We start from the raw sequence: 11,759 nt of genomic DNA, 5'->3' as shown, positions 1-11,759 counted from the left end.
CGACACGCAAGCTGCAACTGACACCGGAGGGAACCAGCTTTTACGACAGCGGCCTGCGTATCCTTGCCGATCTTGATGCGGCGGAACGCGAGGCGGCCGCAGGCGCCGCGCCGCGCGGAAAGCTCAGGGTCAACTCCTATGTGCCGTTCGGCCAGCACCGGCTGATGGAATTGCTGCCGCGTTTCCTGGAGCGCTATCCCGAGATTTCCGTCGAAGCGGTGCTGACCGACAATGTCATCAACCTGTTGGAGGAGCGGGCCGATGTCGCCATACGCGCCGGACCGCTTAGCGAGTCGCGCCTGGTGGCGCGCAAGCTCGGCCAGAGCCGGATGGTGCTGGTTGCGTCCCCCGCCTATCTCGCAGCACGCGGCACGCCGCGCGCATTGTCCGACCTTGCCCGCCACAACATGCTCGCCTTCGGCTTCGCCAGGCATATCGACGGCTGGCCTTTCATTGATGCCGCGGGCAAATCGATCATCCTGCCGATCGTCGGGAACATGTCGCTGACCGATGGCGAAGCGATGCGGCTGACGACATTGGCCGGAGCGGGCATCGCAAGATTGGCGCGCTGGCATGTCGAGCCCGACATCGCCGCAGGGCGGCTCGTGCCGCTGCTGGAGACGTTCAATCCCGGCGACGAGGAGCCGACGCACGCCGTCTATGTCGGCCACGGCAAGCATCTGCCGGCGCGGGTGCGGGCCTTTCTCGACTTTCTCGCGGAAACTGTCCGGCTCTGAAATGGAAGAGCCGCGCTTAGACAGCGCGGCTCCCGAAAAAAGCCAGCCTATTGGAGATAGATCACGCCTTCGGCACGAACGGCGCCGGACGCCGGCCGGCACTCTGCCGCTCAAGCATCCAGCCGGGATATTCGGCGGGCAGCGCGCTCACCTCGTCGAGCCTGGCAAGATCGTCGGCATCGAGCTGCAAGCCGGTAGCGGCGAGGTTCTGCTCGAGCTGGTCCATGCGGCTGGCGCCGATGAGGACGCTCATCACAAAAGGTTTTGCCAGCACGTAGCCAAGCGCCACGGTGGCAACGCTGACGTCATGCTTCTTCGCCACCTCGCGCATGACGGCGACCGCCGCCCAGGCGCGGTCTTCGTTGACCGGCGGGAAGTTGAAGGAGGCGCGGCGGCCCTCGCCATTGCCGGGAGCGCCAGGGCCGTATTTGCCGGAGAGCAGTCCGCCGGCCATCGGCGACCAGACCATCAGGCCGAGCTTCTCTTCGTTGATCAGCGGCACGATCTCGCGCTCGAGATCGCGGCCGGCGATCGAGTAATAGGACTGAATGGTCTCGAAACGGGCGAAGCCCTTGCGCTCGGCAATGCCCAGCGCCTTGGCGATGCGCCAGGCCTGCCAGTTGGAGACGCCGACATAGCGCACCTTGCCGCTGGCGACGAGATCGTCGAGCGCGCGCAGCGTCTCGTCGATCGGCGTCACCGTGTCGGTGCCATGCAACTGGTAGAGATCGATATGGTCGAGCTGCAGCCGCTTCAGGCTGCCGTCGACGGAATCCATGATGTGGCCGCGCGACGAGCCGCGCTCGTTCGGGCCGTTGCCCATCGCGCCATGCACCTTGGTGGCGATGATGACGTCCGAGCGCTTGATGCCGAGATCCTTGAGCGATTGTCCGAGCAATTGCTCGGACTGGCCGAAGGAATAGACATCCGCCGTGTCGAAGAAATTGACGCCGGCGGCGATCGAGCGGGCGACGATCTCGTTGACGCCCTTCTGGTCGAGACTGGCGATCAGCCCCCATTGGGCATTCTCGCCGGCGGCGCCGAACGTCATGGTGCCGAGGCAGAGTTCGGAAACGAAAAGGCCGGTATTGCCAAGCTGGTTGTAGCGCATGGTGGGATTCCCCGAGAGAAGGAGTGAGTGACCACAAGCAAATAGGAACGGGCCGTTTCGTTTCAAGCGCTGGCACAACCACGGTAGTCAACTTGGCGTGAAGTTGCCCGCCGGCGGATCCCAGAACGGTCAGACTTCCCAGGGATTGAGGACTGTAACGCCGACGCCCTCGAAGTCGGCGACGTTTCGCGTGACCAGGATCAGGTCGTGCACGAGGGCGGTCGCCGCAATAAGCGAGTCGGCGCTCCCCCGTGTGCGTCCCGCCGTTATGCGACCCCAGGCAAGAGCGACCTCCTCCGTGATCGCGAGAATGCGGTCCGTATTGTCTCTTCGAAGTTCTCGCAGCCAGATATCGAGCCGAGCCGCCCTTTCAGGGTCGATCTTACGCTGTTTGACGATTCCTCGCTCGATCTCACCCAGCGTAATGACACTAAGGTTGATCGACGCCGGATCAATCGAAGCTATCCAGGCAGTCGGCTTAGGCAACCGTCTTTGCACGTCCGACACGACGTTCGTGTCCAGCAGATACATCAGAGATCAATGTCCCGGATAATCGTGTCCGAGCGACGGGTGATTTCCTTGTCAAACTCCTCGTCCCAACCTGGACCGCTCAATAGGTACTCGACGAGCGATTTCTTCTTCCCGGCCAAGCGATCGTAGTCGTCTGCGGAGAGGACGACCGCGGCACGTTCGCCGCGAAGTGTCACGGTCTGCGGTCCCTCGGTTCGCGCCCGCTGGACCACTTTCGAGAAATTGTTCTTCGCGTCCTGAAGATGCCAGTTCATCTTGCTGCTCCTAGCTAGCTTGGCTAGATATAACGCGGTAGCCGCAGATATCAATCGATACCGGCGCAAGATACGGGGCGCAGGCTACCGGCTGCCGAAGATCGCCGATCCCACCCGGACGCTGGTCGCGCCGAAGGCGATCGCAGTCTCATAGTCGCCGGACATGCCCATCGACAGTTTTTCAACGCCGGCCTCGCGAGCGAGCTTTTCCAGCAGCGCGAAATGCGGGCCGGGGTTCTCATCGGCCGGGGGGATGCACATCAGGCCTTCGATGGCCAAGCCATGAACGTCGCGGCAGCGCTTGACGAAGGCGACCGCCTCGCGCGGCTCGATGCCTGCCTTTTGCGGCTCGGAGCCGGTGTTGACCTGGACATAGAGTCTTGGCGTCCGGCCTTGCCTGGTCATTTCCCTTGAAAGCTCCGCGGCGATCTTCTCGCGGTCGACGGTCTCGACGACGTCGAACAGCGCGACGGCTTCCTTGGCCTTGTTGGATTGGAGCGGGCCGATCAGATGCAGCTCCAGATCGGCAAATGCCTCCCTCAGCGCCGGCCATTTGCCCTGCGCTTCCTGCACGCGGTTCTCGCCGAAGACACGCTGGCCGGCCTCGATCACAGGGCGGATGTCCTCGGCCGCGAAGGTCTTCGACACCGCCACCAGGGTGACCGCGCCGGGCTCGCGCCTTGCCTCGCGCTCGGCGCTTGCTATCTTCGCCTTGACCGCGTGAAGCTGCTCTACGGCGTTCGTCATGCCACTATCCTGCCTATAGTTTTCATGGCCGGGCCGGCTCGCCGCAGTTGACGGGTCCGGCAATCCATGGTGAACACCGCGACGACATTGTCTCGGCTGCCGGCCTGGGCGTGTCGATATTCGGGCGATGCCGGCCTGCGAATGCCGGCCTGACCTGAATATCAACACACGCCTTAATCCAGCACCGCGCACCTGCTTTTAAGTGAAAAACATCCGATGGCAACCGAACGTTACAATCCGCGCACGTCAGAGCCCAAATGGCAGAAGGCCTGGGCCGAAAAGAAGCTGTTCGAGGCTCGCAACGACGATCCGAAGCCGAAATACTACGTGCTCGAGATGTTCCCCTATCCGTCGGGCAAGATCCATATCGGCCACACCCGCAACTACACGATGGGCGATGTGGTGGCGCGCTACAAGCGGGCCAAGGGCTTCAACGTGCTGCATCCGATGGGCTGGGACGCCTTCGGCATGCCTGCTGAAAACGCGGCCATGCAGAACAAGGTCCACCCCAAGGACTGGACCTACGAAAATATCGCCGTCATGCGCGAGCAGCTCAAGATGATGGGCCTGTCGCTCGACTGGGCGCGCGAGTTCGCGACCTGCGACGTCGACTACTATCACCGCCAGCAGATGCTGTTCCTTGACTTCGTCGAGAAGGGGCTGGTGACGCGCAAATCCTCCAAGGTCAACTGGGATCCGGAGGACATGACGGTGCTCGCCAACGAGCAGGTCATCGACGGCCGTGGCTGGCGCTCGGGGGCGTTGGTCGAGCAGCGCGAGCTGACGCAGTGGTTCTTCAAGATCACCGACTTCGCGCAGGATCTGCTGGATTCGCTCAACCTGCTCGAGGAGTGGCCGGAGAAGGTCAAGCTGATGCAGCACAACTGGATCGGCCGCTCCGAAGGCCTGCTGATCCGCTGGCCGTTGGCAAAACCGGTTGGCGACGCGCATGAGCTCGAAGTCTACACGACGAGGCCCGACACCATCTTCGGCGCTTCCTTCATGGCCGTCGCCGCCGACCATCCGCTGGCGAGGAAGGCCGCAGAGGAGAATGTCGAGCTGGCGAAGTTCATCGAGGAAGTCCGCCATATGGGCACCTCGGTGGCGGCGCTGGAGACGGCCGAAAAGAAGGGCTTCGACACCGGCATCCGCGTCGTCCACCCGTTCGACGAGAATTGGACGCTGCCGGTCTATGTCGCCAATTTCGTGCTGATGGAATATGGCACGGGCGCCATTTTCGGCTGCCCGTCGGGCGACCAGCGCGACCTCGATTTCGCCAACAAATACGGCCTGCCGGTGATCCCGGTGGTGATGCCCGAAGACGGCGACGCCAAGACCTTCCAGGTCATCGAGGAGGCCTATGTCGACGACGGCGTGATGATCAATTCGCGCTTCCTCGACGGCATGAAGCCCGAAAAGGCCTTCAATGAAGTGGCGAAGCTGCTGGAGGCAAAGACGATCGGCGGCCGGCCGATGGCGGAGCGCAAGGTGAATTTCCGCCTGCGCGACTGGGGCATCTCGCGCCAGCGCTACTGGGGCTGCCCGATCCCGATGATCCATTGCGAAGCCTGCGGCGTCGTGCCGGTGCCGAAGGCCGACCTGCCGGTGAAGCTGCCCGACGACATCGAGTTCGACCGTCCGGGCAATCCGCTCGACCGGCATCCGACCTGGCGGCATGTGAAGTGCCCGCAATGCGGCCGCGACGCGCGGCGCGAGACCGACACGATGGACACGTTCGTCGATTCGTCCTGGTATTTCGCCCGCTTCACCGCGCCCTGGGCCAATGAGCCGACCGAGCCGAAAGCGGCCGATGAATGGCTGGCGGTCGACCAGTATATCGGCGGCATCGAGCACGCGATCCTGCACCTGCTCTATTCGCGCTTCTTCACCCGCGCCATGCGCGAGACCGGTCACCTCAATCTCGCCGAGCCGTTCAAGGGCCTGTTCACGCAAGGCATGGTGGTGCACGAGACCTACCGTGTCGGCGGCCCGTCCAACAACGGGCGCTGGCTGTCGCCGAGCGAGGTCAGGCTCGAGGATGTCGGCGGCAAGCGCCTCGCCTTTGAGATCGCCACCGGCGAGGAGGCGACGATCGGCGCGCTGGAGAAGATGTCGAAATCGAAGAAGAATACGGTGAGCCCGGAAGAGATCACCGACGGCTACGGCGCCGACACGGCGCGCTGGTTCATGCTGTCGGACTCGCCGCCGGAGCGCGACGTCGAGTGGACAGACGATGGCGCGGCCGGCGCGCACCGTTTCGTGCAGCGCATCTGGCGACTGGTGCAGATCGCCGCCGAATCTCTGCCCGGCGTAAAGCCGGCAGCGGCGAAGGATGGCGATGCGGGCGCCGTGTCCAAGGCCGCGCACAAGATCCTGAGGGCGGTCGGCGAGGACATCGAGAAGCTCGGCTTCAACCGCGCGATCGCCCGCATCTATGAGCTTGCCAATGCGCTGGCGACGCCGCTCAACGACGTCGCCGAAGGCAAGGCCAATGCTGCGCTGAAGGGCGCCTGCCGCGAGGCGGTGGAGATCCTGGTGCACATCATCGCGCCGGTCATGCCGCATCTGGCGGAGGAATGCTGGGAGGCGCTGGGCGGGACCGAGATGGTCGCCGAGCGGCCGTGGCCGGTCTACGATCCGGCGCTGGTCGTCGACAACGAGATCGTGCTGCCGGTGCAGGTCAACGGCAAGAAGCGCGGGGATTTGACAATTGCCCGCGACGCGGATCAAGGTGCCGTCGAAAAAGCGGTGCTGGCTCTCGACTTCGTGCAAAAAGCACTGGAGGGTAAGGCTCCGCGCAAGGTGATCATCGTCCCGCAGAGGATCGTCAATGTCGTTGCCTGATCCGGTGAAGCCACAAGCGATCCGCCTGCGCGGCCGCCTGGCGGTCTGCGGCATGGTCGCCGCGCTTGCGCTGGTCTCGGCCTGCACCGTGCGGCCGCTCTATTCCAACCAGCCGCTGTCGCCCGGATCGCAGCTCAGCGCGTCCGCCGAGCTCGCCTCGATCTCGATCAAGCCGGTCAACACCCGCTATGCGCAGCAGGTGCGCAACAATCTGATCTTCGCTTTCGGGCAGGGCTCGGGCGAGCCGGCCTCGCCGGCCTACACGCTCGATCTCGGCGTCACCGAACTGGTCGAATCGGCGGCCATCGTGCAGGTGCAGACCCAGGAAGACGAGCCGACGGCGGGCACGGTCACGCTGACCGCCAACTATGTGCTCAGGGACACCGCGACCAACACGGTGATTGCCGTCGGCAAGCGCTCGATCCCGTCGTCCTTCGACCGGCCGCGCCAGGAATTCGCGGCCTATCGCGCCCAGATCGATGCCGAGAACCGCGCGGCGCGCGAGTTGGCCGATCTGCTGCGGCTGTCGATCGCGCAGGATCTGGCCAAGCACGGCAAGAAAGCCTAATTCCTCGCCGGGGATTGGCCGAAGCTTCCCCGACGTCGTCATCCCTGGGCGGAGCAGCCAAGAAGCGGCGTCGCGGAGACCCTGGGATCCATTCCGTTACCTCAACGCGAAGGTGCAGCGGAGCAGAATTCTGCGCCGTTGCGACGCTCGTATGTCACGGCATGGATCCTCGGGTCTGCGCCGCGTCGCTTCGCTCCTTGCTTCGCCCGTGGATGACGATCGCGATGGGCGCTCCGGCCAATCGCCAAGGCATGCGACCCACCAAGGTATAGACACTTTGCCAAGAAAAAAGGCCGGTCACCCGGCCTTTTTCTGGTCTGGCGAGATGTCGGTCTCAGCCGATCTTCTGGCCGGTCTTGGCCCAGTCGGCGAGGAAGGCGGCGAGGCCCCTGTCGGTCAGCGGATGATTGACAAGCGCCTTCAGCGTCGCCGGCGGCGCGGTGACGACATCGGCGCCGATCAGCGCCGCCTGCTTGACGTGATTCACCGTGCGCACCGAGGCGGTCAGGATCTCGGTCTTGAAATCGTAATTGTCGTAGATGGTGCGGATCTCGGAAATCAGCTCCATGCCGTCCGAGCCGGTGTCGTCAATGCGGCCGACGAAGGGCGAGATGAACGAAGCGCCGGCCTTGGCGGCGAGCAGCGCCTGGTTGGCCGAGAAGCACAGCGTCACGTTCACCATGCGCTTCATCTCGGTGCGGATGGTCTTGCAGGCCTTCAGCCCGTCCAGCGTCAGCGGCACCTTGATGCAGACATTCGGCGCGATCTTGGCCAGCACCTCGGCCTCGGCCATCATCTGATTGAATTCGGTCGCCACGACCTCGGCCGAGACCGGGCCTTCGACGATGTCGCAGATCTGCTTGGTGACTTCGGCGATCTTGCCGCCCGATTTCAGGATCAGCGACGGGTTGGTGGTGACGCCGTCGAGAAGCCCCAGATCGTGCAGCTCTTTAATTTCCTTGATGTCAGCGGTGTCGACGAAAAACTTCATGGCTGTCTCCTTGGGGATTGCCCGGCGGGCGCCAGGCAGATGAGAGGGTCCCCTTTGATCTAGACCAAAGTCAGGGCAAGGTCACGCCTGATGATCGAAGATTCGCCCTTTGTCGCGGCCGCGCCGGTGCTGGTGCCGATGCCTGCCGAACGGCCCTACACCTATGCCGTGCCGCCCGGCATGCGCGTGGTGCCGGGCTCGATCGTGCGCGTGCCGCTCGGGCCGCGCCAGGTCGCGGGCATTGTCTGGGACGGCGCGGTCGAGACGGTCGACGCGAAGAAGTTGCGGCCGATCGAGGAGGTCTTCGACTGCCCGCCGATCGACCGGGCCATGCGCCGCTTCGTCGACTGGATCGCGCATTACACGCTGTCGGCGCCAGGCATGGTCGCGCGGATGCTACTCCGCGCTCCCGAAGCGTTCGACCCGGAGCCCTGGATCGAGGGATTGCAGCGCACGCTGGCCGAGCCGGACCGGTTGACGGACGCGCGGCGACGCGTGCTGGAGACGGCCGAAGGCGGGCTGGCCTGGACGCGCTCGGGCCTGGCGCATGCGGCGGGCGTGTCCTCGACCGTGATCGACGGATTGCGGGCGCAGGGCGTGTTCGAGACGGTGATGATCCCGCCGCGGCCGGTCGTGGCCGCGCCCGACCCTTCTCACGCAATGCCGGAATTGATGCCGGACCAGGAAGCTGCGGCGGACAGGCTGCGCTCGGCAATCGCTGCCGATGCCTTCAACGTCACTCTGCTCGATGGCGTCACCGGCTCGGGCAAGACGGAAGTCTATTTCGAAGCGGTGGCGGCGGCCCTCGACAAGGTCAGGCAGGTGCTGATCCTGCTACCGGAAATCGCGTTGACCCATGCCTTCCTCGAACGTTTCCAGGACCGGTTCGGCGCCAAGCCGGCGGAGTGGCATTCGGACCTGCCGCCGCGGATGCGCGAACGCGTCTGGCGGCAAGTGGCCGAGGGCGGCGTGCGCGTCGTCGCCGGGGCGCGCTCGGCGCTGTTCCTGCCGTTCAAGGAACTCGGCCTGATCGTCGTCGACGAGGAGCACGATCCCGCCTACAAGCAGGAAGACCGCGTCTTCTACAATGCGCGCGACATGGCGGTGGTGCGCGGCCATATCGGCGGCTTTCCCGTCGTGCTCGCCTCGGCGACGCCGTCGGTGGAAAGCCGGGTCAATGCCAGCCAGGGCCGCTACGACCGGGCCGTGCTGTCGTCGCGTTTCGCGGAAGCCGCGCTCCCCGATCTGAAGTCGATCGACATGCGGCGCTCGCCGCCGGCGCGCGGCGGCTTCCTGTCGCCGGTCCTGCTGGAACAGATGCAGCGCACGCTGGAGAGGAAGGAGCAGTCGCTGCTCTTCCTCAACCGGCGCGGCTATGCGCCGCTGACGCTCTGCCGCGTCTGCGGCCATCGCTTCGGCTGCCCGGTCTGTTCGGCCTGGCTGGTCGAGCATCGCTTTCGCGGCCAGCTCGTCTGCCATCATTGCGGCCATAATGAGCGGCGGCCGGAGGCTTGTCCGGAATGCGGCACGCTCGACCATCTGGTGGCCTGCGGCCCCGGCGTCGAGCGAATCGCCGAGGAAGTGGTCGCCCATTTCCCGGACGCGCGCACCATCGTGCTGTCGTCTGACCTTCTGGGCGGCGTGCGCCGGTTGCGGCTCGAGCTCGAAGCCGTCGCCAATGGCGAAGCCGACATCGTCATCGGCACGCAACTCGTCGCCAAGGGTCACAATTTTCCCGGCATGACGCTTGTCGGCGTGGTCGACGCCGATCTCGGGCTTGCCAATGGCGATCCGCGCGCCGCCGAGCGCACCTTCCAGCTGCTCAGCCAGGTGACGGGACGCGCCGGCCGCACCGGCAAGAAGAGCCTTGGCCTGCTGCAGACCTACCAGCCGGATCACCCGGTGATGCGGGCGATCGTTTCGGGCGATTCGGAAGCTTTTTACGAGCGCGAGATCGCCGAGCGCGAGCGTGCAGGGCTGCCGCCGTTCGGCCGGCTCGCCGGCATCATTGTGAGCGCGGCGACGCGGGGCGAGGCCGAGGGCCATGCGCGAGGCTTGCGGCGCGCGGCGCCCCAGGCTTCGGACTTGTTCGTGCTCGGCCCAGCCGAGGCGCCATTGTCGCTGATCGGCGGCCGTCACCGCTTCCGCTTGCTTGTCCAGGGTGAACGGCGCGCCGATATGCAGGGTTTCATCCGCGCCATGCTGGCGGAGGGGCCGAAGCTGCGCGGCTCGGTGCGCGTGCAGGTCGACATCGACCCGCAGAGCTTCCTATAAACGAGAAAGACAGCTCAGCGGAGTGCTCGCCTATGAAAACCCTCGGCCTGATCGGCGGCATGAGCTGGGAATCGACGGCGATCTATTACCGCCTGCTCAACGAGATCGTGCGCGAGCGGCTGGGCGGGCTGCATTCGGCAAAGCTGTTGTTGTGGTCGTTCGATTTCGCCGAGATCGCCGAACGGCAGCATGCGGGCGACTGGGAAGGCGCCGCCGCGCTTTTGGTGGAGGCGGCCCGAAGGTTGGAGGCGGGCGGCGCGGAAGGCTTGGTGATCTGCACCAACACCATGCACAAGCTGGCCGACGCGGTGCAGGCGGCCATCTCGAACCCTCTCATCCATATCGCCGACGCCACCGGACGCGCTGTCGTTGAAGCTGGGGTTAGGCGTCCGGCGCTGCTCGCGACGCGCTTCACCATGGAGCAGGATTTCTACAAAAGCCGTCTCGTAGACAAATACGGCCTCGAGCCCGTGGTGCCGGACCAGGCCGGCCGCGAGATGGTGCACAAGGTGATCTATGACGAGCTCTGCCAGGGCATCGTCAGGCGAGAATCAAAATCCGCCTATCTCGACGAGGTCGGCCGGATGCGCCGCACCGATCAGGTCGACAGCGTCATCATGGGCTGCACCGAGATCACCATGCTGATCGGCCAGGGCGATTTCGACGTTCCGGTGTTCGACACCACACGCATCCATGCCGAGGCCGCGGTCGACTTCGCGCTGTCGTGACCAGCCGCTCGTCTGATGCGTCTTTTCTAATGTGCCGGCCGCCATCTGGCGTGCCGGTTTTCCTCCGCTAGAATGCCGGCAATTTCAGAACAAGACTTTACGAGGGGGATAAGATGGATTTCGCGTTTCCGTGGCCCGCGAGCCAGGGCGAATGGCTGGCCTGGTCGAGCGCTGTCGTGACCCTGGCGCTCGGCCTATTCCTGTTCCTGGCGCCGGGACTCGCCTTTCGCGTGCTGCGGCTGCAGCCCAGGCCGGAGAAGGCGGCGGCGATCGCCGAGGGGCGCGGCCGCATGTCGGGCTTCTATCTCGGCGTCAGCCTGTGCTGCATCCTTTTGGCGCAGCCGCTGCTCTACATGGCGCTGGGCTTCTCGTGGCTCTTCACCGCTTTCGGCCGCCTGCTGTCGATGATGTCGGACGGCGCCAACACGCCGTTCAACTGGGTTTCGATCGTTGTCGAGCTGGCGCTTGCGGCCCTGCCACTCGCCTTCGCCTTCGGCTTTGTGCCATGAATCCAGCACTTCCGCTGGACTCTGCCGCCTGATGCGACAAAAGTGCCTGAAAACCATGCCGGACGATGCATTGCGGTCTTAAAAAGCCTGTGCTAGACGGCAATCGACTTTCGACCGGGGATAGCGGAAGCCGCACCTCCGTGCTTGGAAAAATGCAGTAAGGTCAAAGATTTAGCCAGAGTTCCCGCTCGCGCCAACAATCTGCGGCCTGTCAGACAAGAGAAAAGACGGTCCGTGGCCCAATCGTCATCGCCAATCTCAGCTGTCGCAGAACGCTACGCAGGCTCGCTGTTCGAGCTTGCTCTGCAGGACAATTCAGTCGCCAAGGTCGAGGCCGACCTCACGAGCTTCGAGGTGATGCTCAACGGCAGCGACGATCTCAAGCGGCTGATCGACAGCCCGGTGTTCTCCAGCGAGGACCAGGCCAAGGCCATCGCGGCCATTGCCGACAAGGCAGGCATAACC

12 protein-coding genes are annotated in these 11,759 nt (G+C 64.6%); 7 read left to right on the top strand and 5 right to left on the bottom strand.

Features of this window, described 5'->3' with window-relative positions; translation table 11 throughout:
- The coding region (locus EOA28_RS10685; protein ID WP_128314883.1) for a LysR substrate-binding domain-containing protein at positions 1-737 on the top strand (737 nt) is incomplete at its 5' end.
- Between the two features lie 61 nt (positions 738-798).
- On the opposite strand, the gene EOA28_RS10680 is transcribed toward EOA28_RS10685, so the two are convergent.
- The 4 genes from EOA28_RS10680 to EOA28_RS10665 form a co-directional block, all read right to left on the bottom strand.
- The gene (locus tag EOA28_RS10680; protein WP_126080569.1) at positions 799-1,848 is read right to left on the bottom strand and encodes an aldo/keto reductase; all 1,050 of its coding nucleotides are present in this window, start codon (positions 1,846-1,848) and stop codon (positions 799-801) included.
- 129 nt (positions 1,849-1,977) lie between these two features.
- A complete protein-coding gene (locus tag EOA28_RS10675) occupies positions 1,978-2,379 on the bottom strand; it encodes a type II toxin-antitoxin system VapC family toxin (RefSeq protein ID WP_126080570.1) in 402 nt (133 codons plus the stop codon).
- Positions 2,379-2,633, bottom strand: coding sequence for a type II toxin-antitoxin system Phd/YefM family antitoxin (locus EOA28_RS10670; protein WP_126080571.1), 255 nt, complete (start codon positions 2,631-2,633; stop codon positions 2,379-2,381). Before EOA28_RS10670 ends, EOA28_RS10675 begins: the two co-directional genes overlap by 1 nt.
- 84 nt (positions 2,634-2,717) lie before the next feature.
- Positions 2,718-3,380 carry a YggS family pyridoxal phosphate-dependent enzyme gene (locus tag EOA28_RS10665; protein WP_126080572.1) on the bottom strand — a complete coding sequence of 221 codons (663 nt, stop codon included), beginning with the start codon at positions 3,378-3,380 and terminating at the stop codon, positions 2,718-2,720.
- Between the two features lie 216 nt (positions 3,381-3,596).
- Between EOA28_RS10665 and leuS the strand changes: the two genes are divergently transcribed.
- Positions 3,597-6,224: a leucine--tRNA ligase gene (gene leuS, locus EOA28_RS10660; RefSeq protein ID WP_126080573.1), complete on the top strand. Its 2,628-nt coding sequence runs from the start codon at positions 3,597-3,599 to the stop codon at positions 6,222-6,224.
- Positions 6,211-6,792, top strand: coding sequence for an LPS assembly lipoprotein LptE (lptE, locus tag EOA28_RS10655; RefSeq protein ID WP_127249873.1), 582 nt, complete (start codon positions 6,211-6,213; stop codon positions 6,790-6,792). The genes leuS and lptE overlap by 14 nt, the downstream gene beginning before the upstream one ends.
- A 334-nt stretch (positions 6,793-7,126) precedes the next feature.
- Here lptE and fsa read toward each other — a convergent pair whose 3' ends face one another.
- Entirely contained in the window at positions 7,127-7,783 is a 657-nt protein-coding gene (gene fsa, locus EOA28_RS10650) for a fructose-6-phosphate aldolase (RefSeq protein WP_126080575.1), read from the bottom strand.
- Between the two features lie 90 nt (positions 7,784-7,873).
- Here fsa and EOA28_RS10645 point away from each other — a divergent pair, with 90 nt between their 5' ends.
- The 4 genes from EOA28_RS10645 to EOA28_RS10630 form a co-directional block, all read left to right on the top strand.
- A complete protein-coding gene (locus EOA28_RS10645; protein ID WP_127249874.1) occupies positions 7,874-10,057 on the top strand; it encodes a primosomal protein N' in 2,184 nt (727 codons plus the stop codon).
- Positions 10,058-10,089: 32 nt separating this feature from the next.
- Positions 10,090-10,785, top strand: coding sequence for an aspartate/glutamate racemase family protein (locus tag EOA28_RS10640; protein ID WP_127249875.1), 696 nt, complete (start codon positions 10,090-10,092; stop codon positions 10,783-10,785).
- A 113-nt stretch (positions 10,786-10,898) separates the two neighbouring features.
- Positions 10,899-11,294 (top strand): DUF4345 family protein, encoded by a 396-nt coding sequence (locus EOA28_RS10635; protein WP_042645646.1) that lies wholly within the window; start codon positions 10,899-10,901, stop codon positions 11,292-11,294.
- 234 nt (positions 11,295-11,528) lie between these two features.
- A partial coding sequence (locus tag EOA28_RS10630; protein ID WP_189342002.1) for a F0F1 ATP synthase subunit delta occupies positions 11,529-11,759 on the top strand: 231 nt, incomplete at its 3' end.

The organism is Mesorhizobium sp. M2A.F.Ca.ET.067.02.1.1 (genome assembly GCF_004023285.1).
Lineage (GTDB): Bacteria > Pseudomonadota > Alphaproteobacteria > Rhizobiales > Rhizobiaceae > Mesorhizobium.
The sequence above is the reverse complement of the archived record's forward strand: the minus strand, read 5'-3'. Positions and strand labels throughout refer to the sequence as shown.

Coding starts and splice junctions, on each gene's coding strand:
- EOA28_RS10635 (WP_042645646.1), top strand. CDS start 10,899: ATGGATTTCGCGTTTCCGTGGCCCGCGAGCCAGGGCGAATGGCTGGCC.
- EOA28_RS10675 (WP_126080570.1), bottom strand. CDS start 2,379: ATGTATCTGCTGGACACGAACGTCGTGTCGGACGTGCAAAGACGGTTG.
- fsa (WP_126080575.1), bottom strand. CDS start 7,783: ATGAAGTTTTTCGTCGACACCGCTGACATCAAGGAAATTAAAGAGCTG.
- EOA28_RS10680 (WP_126080569.1), bottom strand. CDS start 1,848: ATGCGCTACAACCAGCTTGGCAATACCGGCCTTTTCGTTTCCGAACTC.
- EOA28_RS10665 (WP_126080572.1), bottom strand. CDS start 3,380: ATGACGAACGCCGTAGAGCAGCTTCACGCGGTCAAGGCGAAGATAGCA.
- EOA28_RS10670 (WP_126080571.1), bottom strand. CDS start 2,633: ATGAACTGGCATCTTCAGGACGCGAAGAACAATTTCTCGAAAGTGGTC.
- EOA28_RS10645 (WP_127249874.1), top strand. CDS start 7,874: ATGATCGAAGATTCGCCCTTTGTCGCGGCCGCGCCGGTGCTGGTGCCG.
- leuS (WP_126080573.1), top strand. CDS start 3,597: ATGGCAACCGAACGTTACAATCCGCGCACGTCAGAGCCCAAATGGCAG.
- lptE (WP_127249873.1), top strand. CDS start 6,211: ATGTCGTTGCCTGATCCGGTGAAGCCACAAGCGATCCGCCTGCGCGGC.
- EOA28_RS10640 (WP_127249875.1), top strand. CDS start 10,090: ATGAAAACCCTCGGCCTGATCGGCGGCATGAGCTGGGAATCGACGGCG.